21 protein-coding genes, 2 tRNA genes and 2 rRNA genes are annotated in these 24,410 nt (G+C 44.3%); 8 read left to right on the top strand and 17 right to left on the bottom strand.

Annotation, left to right across the window (positions count from 1 at the left end; all coding sequences use genetic code 11):
• The 8 genes from LCU_RS10020 to LCU_RS09705 all read right to left on the bottom strand — a co-directional run bounded on the left by LCU_RS10020 (position 1) and on the right by LCU_RS09705 (position 7,606).
• A 23S ribosomal RNA gene (locus tag LCU_RS10020) occupies positions 1 to 2,833 on the bottom strand.
• A 168-nt stretch (positions 2,834 to 3,001) separates the two neighbouring features.
• Positions 3,002 to 3,074, bottom strand: a tRNA-Ala gene (locus LCU_RS09735).
• 29 nt (positions 3,075 to 3,103) lie between these two features.
• Positions 3,104 to 3,177: transfer RNA gene (locus tag LCU_RS09730), tRNA-Ile, on the bottom strand.
• Between the two features lie 93 nt (positions 3,178 to 3,270).
• Positions 3,271 to 4,840 (bottom strand): 16S ribosomal RNA (locus LCU_RS09725).
• The 16S and 23S rRNA genes sit together here with 2 tRNA genes alongside, the layout of an rRNA operon.
• Positions 4,841 to 5,229: 389 nt before the next feature.
• Positions 5,230 to 5,616, bottom strand: coding sequence for a hypothetical protein (locus LCU_RS09720; RefSeq protein WP_056966316.1), 387 nt, complete (start codon positions 5,614 to 5,616; stop codon positions 5,230 to 5,232).
• Entirely contained in the window at positions 5,613 to 5,993 is a 381-nt protein-coding gene (locus tag LCU_RS09715; protein ID WP_004270515.1) for a CvfD/Ygs/GSP13 family RNA-binding post-transcriptional regulator, read from the bottom strand. Before LCU_RS09715 ends, LCU_RS09720 begins: the two co-directional genes overlap by 4 nt.
• Positions 5,994 to 6,134: 141 nt before the next feature.
• Positions 6,135 to 6,998 carry an ROK family protein gene (locus LCU_RS09710; protein ID WP_054644520.1) on the bottom strand — a complete coding sequence of 288 codons (864 nt, stop codon included), beginning with the start codon at positions 6,996 to 6,998 and terminating at the stop codon, positions 6,135 to 6,137.
• 23 nt (positions 6,999 to 7,021) lie between these two features.
• Positions 7,022 to 7,606, bottom strand: a complete 585-nt coding sequence (locus tag LCU_RS09705) for a peptidylprolyl isomerase (protein WP_054644519.1) — start codon at positions 7,604 to 7,606, stop codon at positions 7,022 to 7,024.
• Positions 7,607 to 7,749: 143 nt separating this feature from the next.
• On the opposite strand from LCU_RS09705, the gene LCU_RS09700 reads away from it, so the two are divergent.
• Positions 7,750 to 8,736 (top strand): NAD(P)/FAD-dependent oxidoreductase, encoded by a 987-nt coding sequence (locus LCU_RS09700; protein WP_004270517.1) that lies wholly within the window; start codon positions 7,750 to 7,752, stop codon positions 8,734 to 8,736.
• Positions 8,737 to 9,032: 296 nt separating this feature from the next.
• On the opposite strand, the gene LCU_RS09695 is transcribed toward LCU_RS09700, so the two are convergent.
• The 7 genes from LCU_RS09695 to LCU_RS09665 form a co-directional block, all read right to left on the bottom strand.
• On the bottom strand, positions 9,033 to 9,680 hold the full coding sequence (locus tag LCU_RS09695; protein ID WP_056966314.1) for a VTT domain-containing protein: 648 nt from the start codon (positions 9,678 to 9,680) through the stop codon (positions 9,033 to 9,035).
• 109 nt (positions 9,681 to 9,789) lie between these two features.
• The gene (locus LCU_RS09690; RefSeq protein WP_004270510.1) at positions 9,790 to 10,422 is read right to left on the bottom strand and encodes a TIGR01906 family membrane protein; all 633 of its coding nucleotides are present in this window, start codon (positions 10,420 to 10,422) and stop codon (positions 9,790 to 9,792) included.
• The gene (locus tag LCU_RS09685; RefSeq protein ID WP_056966313.1) at positions 10,410 to 11,195 is read right to left on the bottom strand and encodes a TIGR01457 family HAD-type hydrolase; all 786 of its coding nucleotides are present in this window, start codon (positions 11,193 to 11,195) and stop codon (positions 10,410 to 10,412) included. Before LCU_RS09685 ends, LCU_RS09690 begins: the two co-directional genes overlap by 13 nt.
• Before the next feature lie 23 nt (positions 11,196 to 11,218).
• Positions 11,219 to 11,824, bottom strand: coding sequence for a YutD family protein (locus tag LCU_RS09680; protein WP_052202757.1), 606 nt, complete (start codon positions 11,822 to 11,824; stop codon positions 11,219 to 11,221).
• 18 nt (positions 11,825 to 11,842) lie between these two features.
• Positions 11,843 to 13,222, bottom strand: coding sequence for a bifunctional metallophosphatase/5'-nucleotidase (locus LCU_RS09675; RefSeq protein ID WP_004270527.1), 1,380 nt, complete (start codon positions 13,220 to 13,222; stop codon positions 11,843 to 11,845).
• 18 nt (positions 13,223 to 13,240) lie between these two features.
• Positions 13,241 to 13,852: a metallophosphoesterase gene (locus LCU_RS09670; RefSeq protein ID WP_004270516.1), complete on the bottom strand. Its 612-nt coding sequence runs from the start codon at positions 13,850 to 13,852 to the stop codon at positions 13,241 to 13,243.
• Between the two features lie 12 nt (positions 13,853 to 13,864).
• Complete coding sequence (locus LCU_RS09665) at positions 13,865 to 14,179, bottom strand: hypothetical protein (RefSeq protein WP_004270514.1); 315 nt, start codon at positions 14,177 to 14,179, stop codon at positions 13,865 to 13,867.
• Positions 14,180 to 14,470: 291 nt separating this feature from the next.
• On the opposite strand from LCU_RS09665, the gene LCU_RS09660 reads away from it, so the two are divergent.
• The 4 genes from LCU_RS09660 (at position 14,471) to pepV (ending at position 20,040) form a co-directional block, all read left to right on the top strand.
• The gene (locus LCU_RS09660) at positions 14,471 to 15,865 is read left to right on the top strand and encodes a glycerophosphodiester phosphodiesterase (RefSeq protein ID WP_004270524.1); all 1,395 of its coding nucleotides are present in this window, start codon (positions 14,471 to 14,473) and stop codon (positions 15,863 to 15,865) included.
• 14 nt (positions 15,866 to 15,879) lie between these two features.
• Positions 15,880 to 16,212, top strand: coding sequence for an ArsR/SmtB family transcription factor (locus LCU_RS09655; RefSeq protein ID WP_004270504.1), 333 nt, complete (start codon positions 15,880 to 15,882; stop codon positions 16,210 to 16,212).
• A gap of 190 nt (positions 16,213 to 16,402) precedes the next feature.
• Positions 16,403 to 18,487: a heavy metal translocating P-type ATPase gene (locus tag LCU_RS09650; RefSeq protein WP_004270526.1), complete on the top strand. Its 2,085-nt coding sequence runs from the start codon at positions 16,403 to 16,405 to the stop codon at positions 18,485 to 18,487.
• A gap of 149 nt (positions 18,488 to 18,636) precedes the next feature.
• Complete coding sequence (pepV, locus tag LCU_RS09645; RefSeq protein ID WP_004270506.1) at positions 18,637 to 20,040, top strand: dipeptidase PepV; 1,404 nt, start codon at positions 18,637 to 18,639, stop codon at positions 20,038 to 20,040.
• 169 nt (positions 20,041 to 20,209) lie between these two features.
• Here the strand turns inward: pepV and LCU_RS09640 are convergent, their stop codons facing one another.
• Positions 20,210 to 20,602, bottom strand: coding sequence for a MerR family transcriptional regulator (locus tag LCU_RS09640; protein ID WP_257784606.1), 393 nt, complete (start codon positions 20,600 to 20,602; stop codon positions 20,210 to 20,212).
• 197 nt (positions 20,603 to 20,799) lie between these two features.
• Here LCU_RS09640 and LCU_RS09635 point away from each other — a divergent pair, with 197 nt between their 5' ends.
• The 3 genes from LCU_RS09635 to LCU_RS09625 are packed head-to-tail and all read left to right on the top strand — an operon-like array spanning position 20,800 to position 23,280.
• A complete protein-coding gene (locus LCU_RS09635) occupies positions 20,800 to 22,275 on the top strand; it encodes an MDR family MFS transporter (RefSeq protein ID WP_004270511.1) in 1,476 nt (491 codons plus the stop codon).
• Positions 22,272 to 22,976 (top strand): DUF4811 domain-containing protein, encoded by a 705-nt coding sequence (locus LCU_RS09630; protein WP_056967107.1) that lies wholly within the window; start codon positions 22,272 to 22,274, stop codon positions 22,974 to 22,976. Before LCU_RS09635 ends, LCU_RS09630 begins: the two co-directional genes overlap by 4 nt.
• A gap of 49 nt (positions 22,977 to 23,025) precedes the next feature.
• Positions 23,026 to 23,280 (top strand): hypothetical protein, encoded by a 255-nt coding sequence (locus LCU_RS09625; RefSeq protein WP_141371798.1) that lies wholly within the window; start codon positions 23,026 to 23,028, stop codon positions 23,278 to 23,280.
• Between the two features lie 115 nt (positions 23,281 to 23,395).
• On the opposite strand, the gene LCU_RS09620 is transcribed toward LCU_RS09625, so the two are convergent.
• The gene (locus LCU_RS09620) at positions 23,396 to 24,103 is read right to left on the bottom strand and encodes a glucosamine-6-phosphate deaminase (RefSeq protein ID WP_056967058.1); all 708 of its coding nucleotides are present in this window, start codon (positions 24,101 to 24,103) and stop codon (positions 23,396 to 23,398) included.
• Positions 24,104 to 24,410: the final 307 nt, after the last annotated feature.

Genomic DNA, 24,410 nt, shown 5'->3' with positions numbered 1-24,410 from the left:
AGGGGTCTTACTTCCATAAAGGAATGGGAAATCTCATCTCGAGGGGGGCTTCACACTTAGATGCTTTCAGCGTTTATCCCGTCCATACATAGCTACCCAGCGATGCGCCTGGCGGCACAACTGGTACACCAGAGGTATGTCCATCCCGGTCCTCTCGTACTAAGGACAGCTCCTCTCAAATTTCCTGCGCCCGCGACGGATAGGGACCGAACTGTCTCACGACGTTCTGAACCCAGCTCGCGTACCGCTTTAATGGGCGAACAGCCCAACCCTTGGGACCGACTACAGCCCCAGGATGCGATGAGCCGACATCGAGGTGCCAAACCTCCCCGTCGATGTGGACTCTTGGGGGAGATAAGCCTGTTATCCCCAGGGTAGCTTTTATCCGTTGAGCGATGGCCCTTCCATACGGAACCACCGGATCACTAAGTCCGACTTTCGTCCCTGCTCGATTTGTCAATCTCACAGTCAAGCTCTCTTATACCTTTACACTCTACGAATGATTTCCAACCATTCTGAGAGAACCTTTGAGCGCCTCCGTTACACTTTAGGAGGCGACCGCCCCAGTCAAACTGCCCACCTGACACTGTCTCCCGCCACGCTAAGTGGCGCGGGTTAGAGTGGTCATACAGTTAGGGTAGTATCCCACCAACGCCTCCATCGAAACTAGCGTTCCGATTTCTACGGCTCCTACCTATCCTGTACAAACTGTACAAACACTCAATATCAAGCTACAGTAAAGCTCCATGGGGTCTTTCCGTCCTGTCGCGGGTAACCCGCATCTTCACGGGTATTATAATTTCACCGAGTCTCTCGTTGAGACAGTGCCCAAATCATTACGCCTTTCGTGCGGGTCGGAACTTACCCGACAAGGAATTTCGCTACCTTAGGACCGTTATAGTTACGGCCGCCGTTTACTGGGGCTTCAATTCTGGGCTTCGCTTACGCTAACTCATCCTCTTAACCTTCCAGCACCGGGCAGGCGTCAGCCCCTATACGTCATCTTTCGATTTTGCAGAGACCTGTGTTTTTGATAAACAGTTGTTTGGGCCTATTCACTGCGGCTGACCTGACGGTCAGCACCCCTTCTCCCGAAGTTACGGGGTCATTTTGCCGAGTTCCTTAACGAGAGTTCACTCGCTCACCTTAGGATATTCTCCTCGACCACCTGTGTCGGTTTACGGTACGGGTAGTTTATTTCTCACTAGAAGCTTTTCTTGGCAGTGTAACATCAGGAACTTCGCTACTTAATTTCGCTCCCCATTACAACTTGTCCTTAAAGAATCAAGCATTTCACTCAACTCAAGACTTGTTGCTTAGACACACATTTCCAGTCGTGTGCATTCCTTAGCTTCCTGCGTCCCTCCATCGTTCAAACAAAATAAACTAGTACAGGAATCTCAACCTGTTGGCCATCGACTACGCCTTTCGGCCTCGCCTTAGGTCCCGACTAACCCTGGGAGGACGAGCCTTCCCCAGGAAACCTTAGTCATACGGTGGATCAGATTCTCACTGATCTTTCGCTACTCATGCCGGCATTCTCACTTCTAAGCGCTCCACTAGTCCTTACGATCTAGCTTCATCGCCCTTAGAACGCTCTCCTACCGCGGACACTTACGTGTCCACCCACAGTTTCGGTATTATGTTTAGCCCCGGTACATTTTCGGCGCAGCGGCACTCGACTAGTGAGCTATTACGCACTCTTTAAATGGTGGCTGCTTCTGAGCCAACATCCTAGTTGTCTGTGCACCGCCACATCCTTTTCCACTTAACATAAATTTTGGGACCTTAACTGGTGATCTGGGCTGTTTCCCTTTCGACTACGGATCTTATCACTCGCAGTCTGACTCCCGGAACTAAATCAATGGTATTCGGAGTTTATCTGAATTCAGTAACCCATGACGGGCCCCTAGTCCAAACAGTGCTCTACCTCCATGATCCAATATTCCGAGGCTAGCCCTAAAGCTATTTCGGAGAGAACCAGCTATCTCCAAGTTCGATTGGAATTTCACCGCTACCCACACCTCATCCCCGCCATTTTCAACTGACGTGGGTTCGGTCCTCCAGTGTGTTTTACCACACCTTCAACCTGGACATGGGTAGGTCACTTGGTTTCGGGTCTACATCTATATACTCACTCGCCCATTTCAGACTCGCTTTCGCTACGGCTCCAGCTTCTCACTTTAACCTCGCATATAAACGTAACTCGCCGGTTCATTCTACAAAAGGCACGCCATCACTCATTAACGAGCTTTGACTAATTGTAGGCACACGGTTTCAGGATCTATTTCACTCCCCTTCCGGGGTGCTTTTCACCTTTCCCTCACGGTACTGGTTCACTATCGGTCACTAGGGAGTATTTAGCCTTGGGAGATGGTCCTCCCGGATTCCGACGGAATTTCACGTGTTCCGCCGTACTCAGGATCCAGAACGGAGGTTAAGTTGTTTAATCTACGTGGTTATCACACTCTTTGACTCAGCTTCCCAGCTGATTCGATTACAACTTAACTTGGTAACTCCAATGTTCTGTCCTACAACCCCAAGAAGCAAGCTTCTTGGTTTGGGCTCTTCCCCGTTCGCTCGCCGCTACTTAGGGAATCGATTTTTCTTTCTCTTCCTGCAGGTACTTAGATGTTTCAGTTCCCCGCGTCTACCTTCATTAAGCTATGTATTCACTTAATGATAATACCCGACTAAAGGTATTGGGTTCCCCCATTCGGAAATCTCCGGATCAAAGCTTACTTACAGCTCCCCGAAGCATATCGGTGTTAGTACCGTCCTTCATCGGCTCCTAGTGCCAAGGCATCCACCGTGCGCCCTTTATAACTTAACCTAACTTTACCTACGGTAAAGGGTTATTATTTGAGTTTAGCGATATGAACTAATTCATATTTCTATTAAAAAACTCTTTAAAACGCAATGTTTTCTCGGCTTTTAAAACTAATATATTACTTATTATCCAGTTTTCAAAGAACAAAGTTTCGATGACTATTGTCATCAATGGAGGATAACGGGATCGAACCGATGACCTCCTGCGTGCAAAGCAGGCGCTCTCCCAGCTGAGCTAATCCCCCGTGTTGGTACTATTTAATTCTTAGTACAATGGGCCTAAATGGACTCGAACCATCGACCTCACGCTTATCAGGCGTGCGCTCTAACCAGCTGAGCTATAGGCCCAAAAAACGTCCTAATTCAATGAGAGTAGACCTCTCAAAACTAAACAAAGTTTCGACTTCGCAAATGTACAAGGTTTTCCGTATTATTCCTTAGAAAGGAGGTGATCCAGCCGCAGGTTCTCCTACGGCTACCTTGTTACGACTTCACCCTAATCATCTGTCCCACCTTAGACGGCTGGCTCCCGAAGGTTACCTCACCGGCTTTGGGTGTTACAAACTCTCATGGTGTGACGGGCGGTGTGTACAAGGCCCGGGAACGTATTCACCGCGGCATGCTGATCCGCGATTACTAGCGATTCCGGCTTCATGTAGGCGAGTTGCAGCCTACAATCCGAACTGAGAATGGTTTTAAGAGATTAGCTAAACCTCGCGGTCTCGCGACTCGTTGTACCATCCATTGTAGCACGTGTGTAGCCCAGGTCATAAGGGGCATGATGATTTGACGTCGTCCCCACCTTCCTCCGGTTTGTCACCGGCAGTCTCACTAGAGTGCCCAACTAAATGCTGGCAACTAGTAATAAGGGTTGCGCTCGTTGCGGGACTTAACCCAACATCTCACGACACGAGCTGACGACAACCATGCACCACCTGTCACTTTGTCCCCGAAGGGAAAACTCTATCTCTAGAGTGGTCAAAGGATGTCAAGACCTGGTAAGGTTCTTCGCGTTGCTTCGAATTAAACCACATGCTCCACCGCTTGTGCGGGCCCCCGTCAATTCCTTTGAGTTTCAACCTTGCGGTCGTACTCCCCAGGCGGAGTGCTTAATGCGTTAGCTGCGGCACTGAAGGGCGGAAACCCTCCAACACCTAGCACTCATCGTTTACGGCATGGACTACCAGGGTATCTAATCCTGTTTGCTACCCATGCTTTCGAGCCTCAGCGTCAGTTACAGACCAGACAGCCGCCTTCGCCACTGGTGTTCTTCCATATATCTACGCATTTCACCGCTACACATGGAGTTCCACTGTCCTCTTCTGCACTCAAGTTTCCCAGTTTCCGATGCACTTCTTCGGTTGAGCCGAAGGCTTTCACATCAGACTTAAGAAACCGCCTGCGCTCGCTTTACGCCCAATAAATCCGGACAACGCTTGCCACCTACGTATTACCGCGGCTGCTGGCACGTAGTTAGCCGTGGCTTTCTGGTTGGATACCGTCACTACCTGATCAGTTACTATCAAATACGTTCTTCTCCAACAACAGAGTTTTACGATCCGAAAACCTTCTTCACTCACGCGGCGTTGCTCCATCAGACTTTCGTCCATTGTGGAAGATTCCCTACTGCTGCCTCCCGTAGGAGTCTGGGCCGTGTCTCAGTCCCAGTGTGGCCGATTACCCTCTCAGGTCGGCTATGCATCACGGTCTTGGTGAGCCTTTACCTCACCAACTAACTAATGCACCGCGGGTCCATCCTAAAGTGATAGCCGAAACCATCTTTCAACCTTACACCATGCGGTGCTAGGTTTTATGCGGTATTAGCATCTGTTTCCAAATGTTATCCCCCACTTTAGGGCAGGTTACCCACGTGTTACTCACCCGTCCGCCACTCACTCAAATGTTATCAATCAGAAGCAAGCTTCTTCAATCTAACGAGAGTGCGTTCGACTTGCATGTATTAGGCACGCCGCCAGCGTTCGTCCTGAGCCAGGATCAAACTCTCGATTAAAAGTTTGTAGCTCTTGTTTTGTTACTTAATTTATTTGCTAGCGAAATTGACTTTGCAAATATGTTTTGTGCCCCGAAGGGCGACCCTACACATTTGGTTTGTCGAAACTTTGTTCAGTTTTCAAAGATCTACTGTGTTGAAACAGCTTAATTAATATATCATTTCTAACGAACACTGTCAAGCGTTTTTTATAAATATTTTTTGAATATTTATTCAATCTCGTTTGACCCGTTATTTCGTTAGCAATGAGCTTTTCTCTCGCTGACAACATAGAATACTATACCAACAATCCAAGACATCGTCAAGCGATTGTTTACTTTTTTTTGAATAAAAATATAAAAAGTTTCAAAAGCGTACATTGTTGAATAGATATTCACCGATTGTCCGAACTAATTCAAGTGCGGGACACTCGTGACTTCTAACTTATCCAGTAATTCCGTGAACTCACTAGGGTTCGCAAATCGAAAACCGGCTTCACTAATTATTCTCAATTGTTCGGTATAAAAATCAGTCTCATGAGCTCCCCACTGAAAGACAAAGAACGAAACGTTCTCACCTTCAAGGTTAATATTCGCTAAATTGATCAATCTCAATTCGTTAACATCAATATTTAGCTGTGCTTGGATTGCAATTAATACAGCAGCAAGTGGTGTTTGATCATCTTGCTTATTGGTCACCAGCATCTTATAAGAAGCATCAACTTGTGGTTGGACCAAAAAATCATATTGTCCTTGCTCTGTCTTATACATAATCGTTCCGGCTACTTTAGCACTCATACATTCTCACCCTTATTCAAGTCTTCTATCGCTTCTTCAGTCCATCTTGGTAATCGTTCTGCAATGGGCGCAAACCCAATATGAATCCGGCGATTTGTCCAATAGTGTTTCTTAGCACGCTGTGGTGCTAAATCTTGTGCTTTATGTAGCGCACGTAACGACAAACTAATCTTATGTGTGTATTCATCGATATCTAACACTAATACATCTAACACTTGACCGACTTTAAACTGTTCATCTAACGCTTTAACAAAACCATGACCACATTCTGAGATGTGGATTAAGCCTTGGACCGTTGCATCTAATGAAACAAATACACCATATGGTTGAATGCCTGTTACAGTACCTGTAATCTTTTGTCCAATTCGATAACCCATATTTTCCTCCATTTCAATATTCCTATCTATTTTAAGCCTTCCAGTTAGTAAAAGGCAAGCTATCGGCTAAGACCTTTTATACAATTCCTTCTATAATATGTAAAAAGAACCTGAGGAAACATCCCTCAGGTTCTCATTTAACTAAAGTTGATCAGCTGCTAGTAAAAGTGCCCCAGTAATCCCAGCGTCATCCCCTAATGCAACATGCACGATGTAGTCATCAAGGTCAGGCGTTTGCACATAACCTGCCATTTGACGTTTAAAGGATTCACGAATCATTGGGAATAGTTGGGCTTGTTTCGACACCCCACCACCGAAGACAATTCGTTCTGGCGATAGCATTAAAGCAATATTTACACAGGCTTGAGCTAAATAGTCAGCTTCCATTTGCCATGCTTGATGATCAGCCGGCAATAAGTGGCCTTTCTTGCCCCAACGGCGTTCGATTGCTGGACCAGCTGCTAAGCCTTCCAAACAATTGTGGTGATAAGGACATGTCCCTTCGTATGAATCTTCTGGTTGTTGCCGAATTAACATGTGGCCGATTTCAGGATGGCTGTAACCTTGTAAAATCTGACCGTGTTCAACAACACCGCCACCAATCCCCGTCCCGACAGTTAAGTAAACACAACTATCAAGTCCATCAGCAGCGCCCATCTTCAATTCACCATAGGCTGCGGCATTCACATCCGTTGTAAAAGCAAACTGGGTATCAGGATAATGAGCTTTCATTGCTCCTAAGATATCATAGTGTTCCCACCCTGCTTTGGGTGTATCGATGATTGAGCCATATGTTTTTGATTTCGGGTTAACATCAATTGGGCCAAACGATGCCAAACCAATGGCATCTAAATGATCGAATTGATCAAAATATTCAAATAACCGTGGCATCGTTTGTTCCGGCGTCTCGGTTGGCATACTAATTCGTTCTTGTATCCCATTTTTTCCATCTGTTACGGCACAGACAAACTTCGTGCCCCCTCCTTCAATTCCACCTACTAGCATCTAAAACACCTCTTCAATTAAAATTAAAGATTAATCGTAATGTGATTGATGATAACTTCTTCAACTGGTTTGTCTTGCATTCCTGTTTCTGTAGCGTTGATCTTATTAACAACGTCCATCCCACTCAAGACGTGACCAAATACAGTATGTTTAAAATCTAACCAAGGTGTACCACCCTTTTCATAAGCCGTAATGACTTCTTCTGGGTAACCAGCACCTGGCATTTGTGACAACATGTTTTGGTTGATATGTTCGTTTGTTACGATGAAGAATTGGCTGCCGTTTGTATTAGGACCAGCATTAGCCATTGATAATGCACCATTTAAGTTAAAGACTTCTTGGTTGAATTCATCTTCGAAAGGTTGGCCCCAGAGACTTTCGCCACCCATCCCAGTACCGGTTGGATCGCCACCTTGAATCATGAAATCGTTGATGACCCGGTGGAAAATCACACCGTCATAGTAATCTTTTTCAGCTAAGCCGATAAAGTTTTCTACTGTCTTAGGTGCTTGGTCTTGGAAAAGTGCTACTGTAAATTCGCCACGGTTTGTGTCAAAAGTAGCTGTTGGCCCTGCAAAGTTTGCAAGGTCTAATTGTGGATATGTCATTTAATCGTCCTCCTTGTTTTGACTCACAATCATTATGATAGCGAATTGCTTCATAAATTACTACGATTATTTCATTAAACATGCTTTCCTTATTTTTTTCTAGTATACTAATTTAAGAAATCTACTATTAAGGAAGTTATCTCATGCTTGATTCAAATCATCTCTTTGATATCACCATTATTGGCGGCGGTCCTGTCGGAATGTTTGCTGCCTATTATGCTGGTATGCGCAAGGCCGATGTTCAGATTATCGAAAGTCTCCCCGAACTCGGTGGTCAAGTCGCAACACTCTATCCAGAAAAGCAAATCTATGATGTCGCTGGTTTCAGTGGTATCTCTGGTGCACAGCTCACCGAAAACTTAATTGAACAGCTGGCACTTTTCCAACCAACCTTGCAATTATCCACTGCTGTGCAAGGTATCGAACCCCAAGAAGATGGGACTTTCGTTCTTAAAACAACGAAGGGCACGACACGCACCAAAGGCATCATCATTGCCGTTGGGAACGGGGCTTTCACACCGCGGAAACTCGCTGTCGATTACGATCCAGAATGGGAAAATCACTATATTCACTACTTCGCAAAAGAAATGGCGCAGTTCAAAGATCAAACCGTTGCCGTTGCTGGCGGTGGTGATTCGGCCATTGAATGGGCACTAATGCTCGAAAAAGTGGCTAAACAAGTCTATTTAATTCACCGTCGGGATCAATTCCGCGGGCTTGAAAGTAGCGTTGAAGCACTCAAACAATCAACTGTCCAAATTAAGACGCCGTTTTTAATCGATAGTTTGACCGAAATGAACCAACAACTCGCATTAACTTTAAATAAGATGAAATCAACCGATCAAGAGCAGCTAACAATTGACAAACTCCTTGTTAACTATGGGTTTATCTCTGATACTCGAATTCTCCGTGATTGGGGATTAACATTGGACCACCATCAAGTCGCTGTTAACCAACAACTCGAGACGAACATCCCGAACATCTATGCGATCGGCGATATTGCTACCTACCCTGGTAAAGTGAAGTTAATTGCCAGCGGATTTGGTGAAGCACCAATGGCTGTGACTGAGTTACTAACGAATCTCTACCCAGAAAAACGCCAACCACTACACAGCACGTCCATTATGTAAGAGTGCGCAATATGCCCGATTACCTTCTGAGGATTAGCCTAGTCCAGTAAATTAGCGACGCAGTCGATGATTTACTGGCCGTAGCTAACCGGAAGAAGGTGGCTTATGGAGCACGTTTCGATAAGAGTGCTTTAACTAGCGGTTAGCTTCTGAGTATAGCATCGGTTAGTGAATGAGCCGCACAGCCGACCGTTTGCAAACCGTGGCTAAACGGAAGAAGTTGCTAGCTAAAGCACGTTTTAAAAAAGCCCTGCATCAACGTTTTAACCGTTGATGCAGGACTTTTTAGTATTTTATTAAGCATTATTTTTTTTCATTTGACTCTTAACCGCTGTGATAACCATCGGAATCAATGAGACCCCGATAATCCCTAACACAACGAGTGAGAAATGTTCACGCACAACAGCAATGTTTCCGAAGAAGTAACCAGCTCCGCAACAGAGTGTCACCCACAAGATACTCCCAATCACGTCGTAACGGAAGAACTTCATGAAGGCCATCTGGCTCCCACCGGCAACAAATGGAACGAATGTTCTAATAATCGGCATGAAACGGCCAATTGCAATGGTTTTACCACCATACTTATCAAAGAAGACCTGCGCCTCTTCAATTTTCTCGGTATTGATAAACTTGCCGAAGAACCGATTCTTCGTGGCGGCTAAACCGACCCGTTGGCCAATTTGTTCATTCAATGAATCACCCGCAATTGAGGCGATTAAGAACAAGGCAGCAAACAGCCAGACATTCAAGTCATTATCAGTCCGGGCTGCCAAAGCAGCAGCGGCAAATAAAAGCGAGTCCCCCGGTAGAAACGGTAAGATAACCGCCCCGGTTTCAACAAAGATAATGGCAAACAAGATGACATAGGTCCAGTTGCCGAACTGATTAACAATGTTGACCAGGTGGGAATCAATATGTAAAACAAAATCAATTAACTGCGTCATGCGATTTCTCCTATACTCTTTTTCAATTTAAAAATATATCCCTTATTAGGATACCGAATCCATGCATCAAAGCAATCACTTTTGCATTTTCTTAATAAAAAGCCAAACGTTATAGCGCACGTTTACCGCGCCATAACAGCCAAGCAAAACTACCCTCTAACAAAATGAAGAAGAGTGCAAAACAAAGGCCAAAATAGACTTCCGGTAACACTAAGATAATCGGATCAGTGATTGGATCAAACTGCCAGTTCAGATTGCGAAACAATAATTCGTGGAACGTAATGAAAAACCGATCGAAATTCATACTAGCAATAAACCCTAATATGGGTGGCACCACAAGAGCAACTTGCATTGGGCGGACGTATTGCCAAACCCGATTGGTCTTGCGCCGACTCCGCCAATGCTGAATCGCCGCTCCAATCGTTACTAGCCAAATAACTACTGCTAAACCAAACAAGCGTTTCACTTCAACAAAATGTTGCCGACCATCCAATGACATTGGAAAGTCAGGTAGTTGTAAGCGTGGTTGCCATGGCACAAGTAAGTAGCCCATTAACCGGTTAAAGTTCATCATCAGCCGCGGTTGCGTTAATTCCCGTTGACTCGCTAGATCGAGGTAGTGACTCACTAGCGGATAAAGTGCCCAGCTTAACAATAACGTTATTAAAATCGCACTGCTGACTAACGCCAAATACAACGCCGCCCAACTAGTGGTACTTCTAACCCGCTTTAAACGTCCCATTCGGTTAAGTCGTTAATGATATGCGTTGGTTGCAAGGCTTCTTTTGCCACATCCTCTGGCGTTGAAACACCAGTGTAAACTAACAACGTATCCATCCCTGCATTCAAGCCAGCCTTGATATCTGTATTGTAGTTATCGCCAACCATCACCACTTGTTCCTTCGTCAAGCCGAATTGCTCTAAGGCCATTTCCATAATGATTTTTTCAGGCTTACCGATATAGAGTGCACTTTGTTGCGTTGCCCGTTCAACCATCGCAATCACTGAACCAGCACCTGGCACTAGCCCGCGTTCGTTTGGTAAATTCGTATCCGCATTGGTGCCGATGAATAATGCACCGCGCTTAATCGCTAACGTTGCTAATTCAAACTTGTGATAAGTCACATCATAATCCAAACCAACTACCACGTAGTCTGGATCGAATTCATTGGTTCTAAAACCGGCATCTGATAGAGCCTGCTTCAAACCGAGTTCTCCAATCACGTAGACCGTTTTGCCATTCGCTGTACCACCGTTTAAATTCAATAGATAGCGCGCCGTTGCCAAAGAAGGGGTATACACTTGGTCAACTGCCGCATGAATGTCATGGTTATCCGCCAAATTCTGAATCACAGCAGCTGGTGATTTCGTAGTGTTGTTCGTCAAAAACATGAACGGAATTTGTTTTGCTTGTAGGCGTTCAATGAAATCTTTGGCTTCTGGCATCCGATCACGGCCGCGATACACGGTGCCGTCTAAATCAATTAAATACCCTGCATAATCTGTGTTTGTCATAGTTGTCTAACTCCAATTACGTTTTACTTTTTATTGTGTTCCAAAGGACGGATCTTAAAATGACGCTTATTAACTGATTTTTGATTCTCGGTTACCGCCTTTTGAGGGCGTTCTTTAGTCACTTTTTGCTTGTTATCGGTGACTTTCCGTTCTGTAAAACCTGGCTTTTGACGCCGACGCCGTTGCTGACCACGTTGGCGATTACTCCGCCGATTCTCATTCTTAATGATTGGCTTGCCTTGACGTTCCAAAACAAAGTAGGCACAACCAAAGTTGCAGTATTCGTATAGATAATCTTGTAACGTATTGATTAATTGATCTTTATTAGCGCGTTTGTTGGTTGCTTTGTAAAAGCCCTTCAAACGCAGTTGTTCAAAGCCCCAGTCAGCCACAATATAATCGTACTTAGCCAACACTTCATTATAGCGTTCGTTCAACTTTTCAGCGTCGAAGCCTTCACGATAGTTCACAACGACTTCATAAGCACATTTATCAATCTCAAGCGTGGTTTCAGTCTTCATGACAACGTGTTGTGGCACTTCCGGTTGTTTGGCTGAAGCGATCATTTCTTTTTCAATCGCCTTGGTCACTTTCTTGGCAATCTTGGGACTGTTTTTCGTATCCGCCACAGCGAACCTCCTCTTCCCTTATAAGGGATAATGTTTACTTAAATATTTAGCGACCGCGTCTCTGAGAAAATCAGGGAACACGATCTCGGTCTCGCCAACAATCTCAATTGTTGGAAAGAATGGAATGAATAGATAATGATCGACGGTCGTCAACGTATAGCTGGCTTCTGGATCAATTTCTTGCCCATGCCAAAAGACGCGCCGCAATTTCATATCAACCGCTATCCCGTCATAAACGATGTCTCCAAAGATTTTACCACGGAAACTCATCCCTTTAATAGGAAACTTGCGTAAAAAGAGCCGGTTTTTCTCCATTTCAAGCACCATCCGCCACAAATCATACCCTTTGAGCGTCACTTTAATCAGATGCATTGGATGCGGTAATTGAGTTTGCAAATCATCTTTAGTAACAATCCCAGCCTGCAAATCTTGCAAGAACAAGCCAGTATTCAATACGGCAGCTTCAGTGCTGGTCGCTTCTTCAATTGCCTTTAAACCGGTCGTCATCATTTCTGATTCACCAATTGCGTTGATTTTAAAAGCGTGTGGCAACTTGGCAACATGCTCGGCGGCTAATTGTGCGTGCCCCTTTTTCAGGTAGCCTTCAATTTCTGCTGCGTCAGTCTTCACAACTGGTAAGTCCGCGGTTAAAACCGTCCGAGCACTTTTATGCATCACATGGTGCTGATCATCCAGTTCAAGCGTGATATCACCAAGGTAATGACCGTACTTCTCGGCAGCCGTCAATAAGGTTTGATTAACCAGCAGCCCCTCTTCTAAAAGATGATGCGTGTGCGCACCACAGACGACATCAATCTCAGGGAATTGTTCCGCCAGCCACTTATCAGTCGTAATCCCAAGATGTGATAGGACGATTAAGATGTCATATTGACCTTCAATCGCCGCTAATTGCCGCGGCAACTCTTCACTGACAGTCGTCGGTTCCCAACCATTCGGCCGATAAGTTAAGAAAAATGGTGCGGTCAAGGCAATAATTGCTACCCGCGTTCCAGCATCGGTCGTCATTAGTCGGTAAGATTGCGCAAATGCTGGCCTTTCGTTTGTTGCTTGTTCATACAGATTAGCCAGTAATACCGGGAAATTCGCCTTATCATACAAATGTTCCAGATCAGCATGACTATTACCGATTCCTTCATTGTTTCCAATCGTTACTCCGTCATACCCAATTTGATTGAGTAACTCGGTATTAATCTGACCATTCGTTGCTTCAGTCAATGGATGACTACGATCCATTGCATCCCCGATGTCGAAGGTCAAGACCGTATCCCCTTGCTTTCGGTATGCTGCTTGATGTTCTAAGAGGAAGCGCCGCATTCTGGGCCAATTTTCAAAATGTGAATGTAAGTCATTCGTGTGTAAAATATGAATTGTTTCCATTTTGCTTACTCCCTTCAGCTAGTCGTGGCTGGGGTTTGCCAGCGCGGCTTGTTTGCGTTCAAAAATGATTTCAATCTCATTTGCCGCAAGGGGTGTTCCAAACGGCACCCGTTCAGGTAATAATTCGCGCTCTGGTGCATCAATCCCGACATTGATATTCTCTGCAATCGGCAACATATAATGATGAATATGTCCGTGCAAGTTGAACGTCTGTTGGACCTTTCCCAATAATAACGGATAGTGGGTTAAAAAATACTGATGGTGATTGATCTTAATTAGCTCACCGACATCAGCAAATTGATAATGCGCCTTGCCAGCTGATAATCCCGCATCATGTTTCGCCAAATATTTCAAAAAAGCACGGTTATCATGATTACCTTTAATAATAATCAGCTGCCCATTCAACTGCTCTAACACAGCAGCGACTTCAGCAAAAGCACTCGGCTTATTGGGCACCATTGCGACGTCACCCAACAAATAAACCTGGTCGTCAGCTTGCACCCGTTGATTCCAGTTAGCAATAATCGTTGCATTCATCGTAGCTACATCTTTAAACGGACGCGGCGCAAAATCATTATTACCTAATAATTCGGCGTGAAAAAAATGCGTATCCGCTGTGAAATAAGTCATTCACAATCCCACCTAACCAATATGATTTGCTTTTAAAATCTCCTGAAAGGCTTGCGCAACTGCGCCGTCTTCTTTTTCCCATTCTTCCCAGTGGTCAAAATCAACCGCAGGCATTGTGTAACGTTCATTAATGTAAGCTTCGTAAGTTTGGACCGCATTCGAATGCGGAATGTTGAGTTGTAAAATCCGGACTTGCTTAATAAATCCCCGGTTAGCCGCTAGTTCGGCACGCCCATTCATAAAGATGTTAGCCAATTCATAATACGTTGTGCCATCTAAGCGCGTAATTTCTTCAATAATATCAAATGTTTGGTACTTCTCCGCCATTGTGTTACTTCCTATTCTAATCCGATTTCAGTTACGTTTATTCTACCAATATGTACACAAAAAAACCACTACCCGCAGATAGTGGTTGGCATAAGAGAGAAAGAGAATTGATAAAAAGGTAATTGCATAAGTACCTTACAAACATAATATACCGCCTAATGTAAGCGTTGTCAATTGTTATTTTTAATTTATTTATCCGTTTCTTTAAAGTTCTGTAACAATCGTAGGCATTTGAAAGGAATAATGGTATCTTAAAAAGAGTAGTTTTTATCAATTGAGGAGGCCATTGATTTGTCACAGCAACATTCACGATGGGGGCTTTTAGTATTAACAAGCCTTTGTTTCTGGTTTTTAACCGGTTTTACCGTTGTCGCTCATCGTGGCGACCCCATCAACGCACCCGAAGAAACATTTCAAAGTATTGACATGGCCTTTTCGCAAGGCGCTAACTATGTCGAACTCGATTTACACGAATCTCAAGATGGCGTCTTAGTCATCTCCCACGACCGTAACTTACAACGCGTCACGGGGACCGATGCGATTGTTTCGCAAAATACTTTTGCCAAGCTCAGTGAACTCAAAATGAGTAACGGGGAACCACCACACAGCGTCGATCAATTATTTGAGCACTATCAAAACAACCCAAATGCGAAATTCCTCATCGAAACCAAGAAAACCAAAAAGGGAAATCCGCAGGACATGGAAGCAAAACTCGTGGCGCTGATTCAACAATATCACATGCAAGACCGCGTTATGGTCCATTCCTTTTCCCTCGCTAGTCTGCAAAACATGCAACGTTTAATGCCAGAGATTCCCCGCATTTTTATCGTTGGCAGTTTACAGCGGATCTCATTCGAGAGTTTTAAATACGCCGACGGGATTAACATCTCATCATCCCTCGTCACCCCAACCATCATTAAACAGCTCCATTATCTCCATCAAAAAGTGTATGTCTGGAATGAGATGTCTGAAAACCAAGCGACTTGGAACTGGTTAGTCAACCTAAATGTCGACGGCGTGGTCACGAACTATCCGGCACTGGGACGCCACTATCAGGCCGCACAGGATCAAGCAGAAAGTGAAGCCATCGACACAATTGGGCAAGTCAATGACGTTCAAGACCTCCCCACCGTTGAAAATCCATATGAACCAACCCTCAATAAAAAGCCGGCTAAAGCGGGCCATATCTACAACATCACCGAAGCCGTTACAATTGCCGATCAAACTTACTACCGCATTGGCACTAACCGCTTTGTCCTCAGCGACAGCATCAACGTCGGTGAAACAGCGAAAGCCGCTGCTTTATTGGTGGGTAAAACGGCGCAGATTAAACCAACTGCGAACATTGTCGCTACTTGGAATAACCCGCTACACCCCACCCAGACAACCGGTTGTCTTAGTGCCAATTCACAACAGCAAATTTTAGGAGTGCGCTATGTTGGTAATCAAGTCTGGTTGAAAGTCGCTAGCGGTTGGTTCAAGAGTCGCCAAGCATTAATCGACTTCAACCCAAACCAATCGCTGATGGTAACCCACTTTTACCGTGAAATTCCCCAACAATTGCGGCCAACCAACTTACTGATTAACCCAGCACTGCCACTGCAATTGCCCCAACAACCACCAGTCGACGCGCAACTGTTTAACCAGTTTGCCCGTTCTCTACAACTAACTACCATTAAATTCTAACGAGGTCACCTTTTATGACATCCGATTATGAACAATTGATTCGTTCCGTCCAAAATACTCTTCCAAAGGAAGAAACACTTGATCACATCTCAATTCTTTTTAAAATACTAGGCGATAAAACACGCGCTAAAATCTTGTACGCCCTCTTTCAATCCGAATTGCGGGTGAGCGATATTGTCAGTGTGTTAGAGATGTCGCAATCCTCAATTTCACATCAATTACGTGCACTCAAGCAAGCGAAACTGGTAAAAAGTCGTAAAGAAGGCAAGGAAGTTTTCTATTCATTAGCTGACAACCATGTCATCAATATCTTTTCGCAAGTTATCGCCCACGTCAACGAACACTAAGGATCCTATTGACACCGATCAAATTCACTTTGGTCGGTGCTTTTTTTAATGTCCCAAACCCATCATCTCGATTGCATTCTATCGTGTTTGGTGGTATCTTATAGTCAACATATGAATATATGCTCATATGTTTGTTTATTTAGTAAAGATTACGATTTAGCTTTTCACTCAACAAGGAGGCCTAAATAACATGGCACAACTTCAATTAACCGGCATCGATTGTGCCGCATGTGCTACTAAAATTGAAAAGAACGTTAACAAGATGGCCAACGTTAAAAGTTGCTCCGTCAATTTCACCACTCAAAAATTAAACTATGAACTGACCGGCCAAGAAGCTGTTACGGAATTCGAACAACAACTCGCTACTCTTTTGCCAACCATTGAACCAGATGTGGGGATTCAACAATCACCAACCCCAGAACCATCCCCCGCAAAACATGCGATTAATTATGATCTCATCCGAATTCTCGTCAGCTCTTTAGGCTTGGCGATTTCTTATCTTGTCCCTCTAAGCGCGCCAGCTAAAACCACGTTGCTCCTAGCTGCCTTTGTAGTCATCGGCTACGATATCGTCTGGACCGCAATCAAAAATATTCTCCACGGCGAATGGTTCGATGAGCATTTCTTAATGTCAATTGCAACCATTGGGGCCTTTGGAATCGGACAATATGCCGAAGCCGTTGGTGTCATGTTATTCTATCAAGTTGGTGAATATTTCCAATCATTAGCGGTTAATCATTCCCGGCGCTCAATTGCTAACTTAGTGGCAATTAAACCAACCATCGCCAATCGGTTAGCGGCTGATGGCACCACCGAAGTTGTTGCACCCGAAGCAATTCAGGTTGGCGAACACATCGTGGTGAAACCAGGGGAAAAAGTCCCGCTCGACGGTGTGATTACTACCGGCGACAGTTACGTGGACACCTCAGCTATTACCGGTGAATCTGTTCCTCGCGCCTTTCATCCTGGTGATGAACTACTCAGTGGGACGATTAACCAATCAGGTTTATTAACGCTTGAAGTCACGAAACCTTATGCTGATTCAACCATCGCTAAGATTTTAGACCTTGTCGAAAATGCAAGCAGTCAAAAAGCGCCTACTGAAAACTTCATCACGCGGTTTGCCAAAGTCTACACACCAATTGTTGTCGGCATTGCAGCCATCATGGCCATTGTACCGCCCCTTTTATTCGGTGCTCCATTTGGCGATTGGCTCTATCGGGCATTGATTTTCTTAGTGATTTCTTGTCCATGTGCCCTCGTCATTTCAATTCCACTCGGCTTTTTCGCTGGGATTGGAACGGCTTCTAAAAACGGCATCCTGGTTAAAGGGAGTAATTATCTCGAAGCTTTAAACGATGTCCAAACCGTTGTTTTCGACAAGACTGGGACATTGACCCAAGGTAGTTTCAGCGTCACCACCGTTCATTCGGTCGATCAACAACCTGATGAACTTTTAGCACTAGCTGCCCTTGTCGAACAACACTCGACCCATCCAATTGGTCAATCGATTTTAGCAGCTAACCAAACGCCACTCACAAAGACGTTATCTGACGTCCAAGAAACCGCTGGTCACGGGATTAGCGGGCAACTCAACGGACAACTTTTACAAGCTGGTAAGGCTAGTTGGTTACAAGCCAGTGGCATCGCAACACTCACACCTAGTGAAGTGGGCACCAGTGTCCATGTTGCTTACAACAACCGCTACTTGGGGTATATCGTCATTGCGGACACCGTCAAACCAGATGCACAAACGGCTGTCGCGCAGCTAAAACACGCCGGGATTCATCAAACAATTATGTTGACTGGCGATAACCAACCCGTTGCGCAACAAGTCAGCGCCGTCTTAGGTATCGATAAGTATCAAAGCGAACTTCTGCCGCAAGATAAAGTGGCCGCCGTCGCCAAACTCACAGAAGACCGCGCTACCAACGGAAAAATCGTCTTTGTTGGTGACGGAATCAACGACACACCCGTTTTAGCCCGTGCCGACGTGGGCGTTGCTATGGGCGGGTTAGGTTCTGACGCCGCTATTGAAGCTGCCGATATCGTCTTGATGTCCGATGAACCGACAAAATTAGCAACTGCGATTTCGATCGCCAAGTACACCCGCCGCATCGTTTGGCAAAACATCATTTTCGCATTAGTGGTCAAAGGCATCTTCTTATTATTAGGCGCCTTTGGAATTGCCACAATGTGGGAAGCCGTTTTCGCCGATGTCGGGGTAACGTTAATCGCGATTTTAAACGCACTTCGGATTTTAAAGAAGCACTAACCTTAAAGGGTTCATGGAGACTTTGTGAACCTTTTATTTTTTAATGGCAAGCGCTTTTTAAATTTGTAATAATATGCTAAAATGTGAATAGATTAATAATTAATTAACCGTTTTTTGGTTAAAATTTAACAATGAAAGCTGGGACTGCAATGACATTGAATTGGCAACAAGAAGCAGCAAAGTATAAGGATCAAATGCTTGCTGACTTAACAAGTTTACTCAAGATTAATAGTGCGCGCGACGTTGACCATAAAGAAGACGACGCACCACTTGGCCCTGGCCCCCGCGATGCCTTGCTACAATTCTTAGCAATCGCTGACCGCGACGGTTTTACAACAAAGAATGTTGAAAACGTTGCAGGTCGCATTGAACTCGGTAGTGGCGACGAAATATTCGGGATTTTAGGTCATATGGACGTTGTGCCTGCCGGTGACGGTTGGGAAACAAACCCATTTGAACCAGTGATCAAAGACGGTAAGATTTATGCCCGCGGTTCATCAGATGATAAGGGGCCTTCAATCGCAGCATATTATGCTTTGAAATTATTAAAAGACAACGGTATCGAATTAAACAAAAAAGTGCACTTTATCGTTGGGACTGACGAAGAAAGTGAATGGGTTGGGATCAACCGTTACCTCGAAGTTGAACCAAAACCTGACTTTGCAATTTCGCCAGATGCAAACTTCCCAATCATCAATGGTGAAAAAGGGATTGTGTCATACCTCATGACTTTCAAACCAGTTGACGGTGCTGATGGCGATATGACATTGGTTAGCTTCAAATCTGGTTTACGCGCCAACATGGTGCCACAAACAGCTAAAGCCATCTTAACGGGTGCAATGCCAGCTGATTTCCAAGCTAAGTTTGACGCCTATGTTGCCGACCACAAGTTACAAGGGACAATCACAACTGACGGTGACCAAACAATCATCGACTTAATCGGTAAAGGTTCACATGCTCAAGAACCAAAAGCCGGCGTAAATGCTGCAACACACTTGGCAACTTTCTTAGCTGACTTTGCCTTAGATACTAAAGGTGGCAACTACATCGGAACAATTGCCCGCTTAATGCACGAAGATTCACGTGGGCACCTCTTAAACATCAACCACACAGATGATGTGATGGGCGACTTAACAGCATGTCCTGCAGTCTTCAACTACACACAAGATGGTGTAGCAACAGTGCTCTTGAACGTCCGTTATCCTAAAGGTGTGACTGCTGAAAGCACACGCGACGGTTTAGCAAACACACTTAGTGATCTTGCTGACGTAACAATTGACGGTCATGCACAAGAACCACATTACGTGCCTGGTGACGATCCATTGGTTGCAACATTATTAAGCGTCTTCGAAGAACAAACTGGTCTTAAAGGTCACGAACAAGTTATCGGTGGTGGCACATATGGTCGTATCTTAGAACGTGGTGTTGCTTTCGGTGCCTTACCAGAAGAACGCGAAAATGTGATGCATCAAGCAAATGAATATATGCACATTGAAGATATCATGAATGCCATTGCAATCTATGCAGATGCAATTTACAGATTAACAAGGTAGAGTGTGACGTAAGTCGGGTATCCACCGAGGATTAATACAAAGTTGTGAATGATTGCGTAGCAATCGTTTGCGGCTCAGGGTTAACCGGAAGGATATGGCTGATAGAACACATTTAGCAATCAAAAACGGTCCAAAGCTTAATCGCTTTGGACCGTTTTTTTGATTGCCTTCATTTATCAGCAGGCATCAGCTTAAACGTTGAATGCCCATCTTTGACAATTGCGTATAAGATTTGTTGCTTTGTTTCATCGAAGTAACCGAGATTAACAGCCATTTCGCCATCAATCTCTTCAATCCCCTCAAAATGTTCCCGAATTATCGAACGAACAACCTTCATGTTATCCATGTGTTTTTGAATTTTCTGTACAGCAACCCCTAGCGTGTAGCCTTCATCTAAGAAATGCTTGATAAAGATCGCCTTAATCATTGTTTGCGCGTCGTACTCGCGGGCCTTATTGCCATCCAATTCACGCGCTTTAATGTATCCTTTTTGCTCCCAGTAGCGGAGTTGACGCGGTGTAACCCCCGCCATTTTACAAACTTCACTAATCCCAAAAATCAATCGATCCGTATCTATTAACTTTAAAAAAAGGTCTTTTTGCAAGTCCCCACTCCATTCCTATTATTATTTTTCATTATAGATAATCTATTGGGATTGTCAAGTTAAATAACACCTTTGTCAACTTACTTGACAAAGATACCAAATGCGTCTAAACTAATAAATCGCATCAACAAAAACACACAAAGGAGATTTTTATCTTGTCAGACGCTAGACCATTAGATATTCATGGGAAACCATATAATCGGACAGTCTTAGTCTTGGTCTTATTGATTGGTACTTTCTGTACCGTCTTGAACCAGACGATTTTATCAACTGCTTTCCCCACATTAATGAAAGCATTCGATGTGTCCACCTCAGCCGTTCAATGGCTCACAACCGGTTTCTTACTAGTCAACGGGATTATGATCCCCATTAGTGCTTGGTTAATTAACCGATTCAATTCAAAAGTCCTCTACATGTCAGCAATGACTGTCTTCTTAATCGGGACTATTATCTGTTACATCGCACCAACGAGCTCATTTGCAACTCTATTAATCGGCCGGCTTGTTCAAGCTGCTGGTGTTGGGATTTCAATGCCCATTTTGCAAACCATTATGCTCACCATCTTCCCACCTGAAAAACGGGGAACAGCCATGGGGATGGCCGGGATTGTTATCGGCCTGGCACCTGCTTTAGGGCCTACCCTTTCAGGCTGGATTATCGATTCATACAACTGGCGTGTTTTATTCGGCATGATTATTCCAATCGTGATTCTCGTCTTAGTCCTCGCTAGTTTCCAAATGAAGAGTGTTATTCAACTTTCAAAACCTAAAATTGATGTCCCTTCAATTATTTTATCAACTGTCGGCTTCGGGAGCTTGCTTTATGGCTTCTCAGAAGTTGGCGATAAAGGCTGGGGCGATGCGCTCGTTCTCACAACCTTAGCAATTGGCGTTGTGGTAATTGCTTTATTCATCTGGCGCCAACTCACGATGGAAAACCCATTCTTGGAACTCCGCGTTTTCAAATCACCTGTCTTCACAATTGCCGCTATTTTAAGTGGTGTGACGAACATGGCGATGGTCGGTGCCGAAATGGTCTTGCCACTATACATTCAAAACATTCGTGGCGAATCTGCCTTCCATTCAGGCTTAACGTTATTAGCTGGTTCCCTCATGATGGGGATTATGATGCCAATTACGGGCCGTATTTTTGATAAGTATGGTGCCAAACGCTTAGCAATGACCGGGATGTTCTTATTGATGGCTGCAACTGCGCCATTCATCTTCCTAACAGCTACTACCCCAATCATCTACATCGTTGTGTTATACGCTGTCCGGATGTTTGGGATTTCAATGGTGATGATGCCTGTCACAACTTCCGGAATGAACGCTTTACCAATGAACTTAATTAGTCATGGGACAGCTGTTAATAATACTTTCCGCCAAGTTGCCAGCTCAATCGGAACAGCCATTTTAATCAGTGTGCTTTCTAGTGTTACAAAAGGCAATATGCCAAGCACACACATGGTCAAGACATTACCATTGGCCTTCCGCGATAAGATGATTGATGCCACCCTTTCTGGTTATCACGCAGCCTTCATCGTTGCTGTGATTTTCTGTGTGATTGGCTTCATCATCACATTCTTCCTCTCTTCAAAGAAATCTACGATTAATGGGGGTGCCAAGGCATGATCGTCATTACACTCGTTATCAGCACACTCGCATTATTCTTTTCATCGATTTTCGGTCAAAAGATGTGGCGACCAATCTTAATGACCATCTTTGGACTCACATTTATCGCTTCACTCGTTTTCATCGTCCAAAATGATCACAATCATTACGGAATGAAAACTGTGACCGAAACTAAGACGCACACGCTCGTTTCAAGCGCAGATGCGAAGGGCATGTCAATGCTTCTCTATCACCCACTTGGTAACGGCACTGAAAAAGTCTATCTTTATCGGACCGATGCCAACCAAAGTAAACCCAAAGCAACCCAAACTGAAAAGACAACCAACAGTGTTCAAAAAAATGCTGATAAAGCAGTCTTAGTGACAACCACCAAATACCGCGTTTATCAAAATAATACGGCTAAATTCTGGTTCGGAATTTCTGGTAACGACCACGAATTCGTAAGTCGTCACAACACATTTAAGGTTGCTAAAGGCTGGTTCGTTCTAAGTGATGTTCAAGCTAAACAACTCGCTAAAGCATTAAAAGGTCAACAAGCACAACTTAAAACTGGCGCAGAAAATGCCGGTAAACAAGCTGTGATGGCTGCTATGCAAGCCAATCCAGCAATGACTGCTGATCAACAACAAGCGGTTGCTAAAAAAGCAGCAATCGCCTATCAACAAGCCGCAATGGCTAAAGTGATGGCAACATTGAAATAATGCAATCAAAAAATCCCCCACATCGTGATTTGATGTGGGGGATTTTTTTGTGGTGGAAATGTGCTCCGTCATCCATATCCTTGCGGTTAACCCTGAATGTCAAACGATTGCTGACGCAATCATTCGCCATCCTGTGTTAATCCTCGGGATATACCCGGCTGGCTACGCACTCTGTTTTGAAACGGGCTTTTTGAAATATCTTCCTGCGCTTAACCAAATTTGGCAAATCGACGATTTCATCGTCAATTCGTCAAATCCAGTTAATGCTCAGAAGATACCCGTTTCAAACGCACTCTTATTTTGAAACGGGCTCCATCAGGCATACTCTTCCGGTTAGTTACATATCGAAAACGATCGGCTTTGCCGCTCATTCACGATATGCCACTAATCCTCAGAGCATAACCGCCTGCTGTCGCACTCTATTTGCTTAACAAGCTTGCTGCTGCTTCGTCTACGATGATTGTCACGTCGTCGTGTAGTTGTAATGCACTTGCTGGGACGTCTGTTGTTTGTGGGCCTTCTACTGTGCCTTTGATGGCTTCAGCTTTTGATTTGCCATATGCGAACAAGACGATTTTCTTAGCTTTTAAGATTGAGCCAATCCCCATTGAGATTGCTTTTGTTGGTACATCTGCTTCATTTTCGAAGAAACGTGCGTTAGCTTTGATTGTTGATTCTGTTAATTGCACTTCTTGTGTATTGCTGTCAAACGCAGCACCGGGTTCATTGAAGCCGATGTGACCGTTTTGGCCGATCCCTAAGATTTGGATATCAACTGGGTTATCAGCAATCACTTGGTCATAGCGTTTTAATTCAGCAGAAATGTCGCTTGCTAAGCCGTTTGGTAAGTATGATTTAGTAAATGGTTTCTTGTCGAATAAGTTCTTCTTCATGAAATAGTGGTAACTTTGGTCGTCATCAGCTGATAAGCCAACATATTCGTCCAAGTTCACGGATGTGCAACCTGTGAAATCTAAGTCGCTAGCCACTAATGTTTCGTAGAATTTAATTGGTGAACTACCAGTTGCCAAACCGAATACTTTAGCGTTGTTTGCTAAACCTTCTTTGAAGATTTCAAAGCTTTTTTGGCCGCCTTCTACTTGATCTTTCACTTTAATAATTTTCATCATGATTATCTCCTCATCATTTAAAAATTCAAGTCGTTTATTGGTATAGTCCAATTATAAACGGCTAAAATTTCAATTGCAAGCCTTTTGACGCTAAAAAACGCGCTAAATAATTGGTATACCTAACGTTTAGCGTTTTCACGGCATTTCGTTAAAAGCTTACTTTTAATCGCTAGCAAACGCCCCCCTTTTTGTGTCTGCTGATTCAAATTGGTTAACCAATTGCACTATATTCATTGATTGCCGTGCATTTCTGGATATTTTTCATTTGTCTTACAAATCCGAAATCGGGTATGATAATGCGCTG

Source organism: Latilactobacillus curvatus JCM 1096 = DSM 20019 (genome assembly GCF_004101845.1).
GTDB classification, from domain to species: Bacteria; Bacillota; Bacilli; order Lactobacillales; family Lactobacillaceae; genus Latilactobacillus; species Latilactobacillus curvatus.
Note: the sequence above shows the minus strand (reverse complement) of the source record. Positions and strands in the feature narration are given on the sequence as shown.

Coding starts and splice junctions, on each gene's coding strand:
- LCU_RS09715 (WP_004270515.1), bottom strand. CDS start 5,993: ATGGGTTATCGAATTGGACAAAAGATTACAGGTACTGTAACAGGCATT.
- LCU_RS09705 (WP_054644519.1), bottom strand. CDS start 7,606: ATGACATATCCACAATTAGACCTTGCAAACTTTGCAGGGCCAACAGCT.
- LCU_RS09670 (WP_004270516.1), bottom strand. CDS start 13,852: ATGACTTATTTCACAGCGGATACGCATTTTTTTCACGCCGAATTATTA.
- LCU_RS09720 (WP_056966316.1), bottom strand. CDS start 5,616: ATGAGTGCTAAAGTAGCCGGAACGATTATGTATAAGACAGAGCAAGGA.
- LCU_RS09695 (WP_056966314.1), bottom strand. CDS start 9,680: ATGACGCAGTTAATTGATTTTGTTTTACATATTGATTCCCACCTGGTC.
- LCU_RS09710 (WP_054644520.1), bottom strand. CDS start 6,998: ATGCTAGTAGGTGGAATTGAAGGAGGGGGCACGAAGTTTGTCTGTGCC.
- LCU_RS09620 (WP_056967058.1), bottom strand. CDS start 24,103: ATGAAAATTATTAAAGTGAAAGATCAAGTAGAAGGCGGCCAAAAAAGC.
- LCU_RS09675 (WP_004270527.1), bottom strand. CDS start 13,222: ATGGAAACAATTCATATTTTACACACGAATGACTTACATTCACATTTT.
- LCU_RS09690 (WP_004270510.1), bottom strand. CDS start 10,422: ATGGGACGTTTAAAGCGGGTTAGAAGTACCACTAGTTGGGCGGCGTTG.
- LCU_RS09665 (WP_004270514.1), bottom strand. CDS start 14,179: ATGGCGGAGAAGTACCAAACATTTGATATTATTGAAGAAATTACGCGC.
- LCU_RS09630 (WP_056967107.1), top strand. CDS start 22,272: ATGATCGTCATTACACTCGTTATCAGCACACTCGCATTATTCTTTTCA.
- LCU_RS09655 (WP_004270504.1), top strand. CDS start 15,880: ATGACATCCGATTATGAACAATTGATTCGTTCCGTCCAAAATACTCTT.
- LCU_RS09685 (WP_056966313.1), bottom strand. CDS start 11,195: ATGACAAACACAGATTATGCAGGGTATTTAATTGATTTAGACGGCACC.
- LCU_RS09700 (WP_004270517.1), top strand. CDS start 7,750: ATGCTTGATTCAAATCATCTCTTTGATATCACCATTATTGGCGGCGGT.
- pepV (WP_004270506.1), top strand. CDS start 18,637: ATGACATTGAATTGGCAACAAGAAGCAGCAAAGTATAAGGATCAAATG.
- LCU_RS09650 (WP_004270526.1), top strand. CDS start 16,403: ATGGCACAACTTCAATTAACCGGCATCGATTGTGCCGCATGTGCTACT.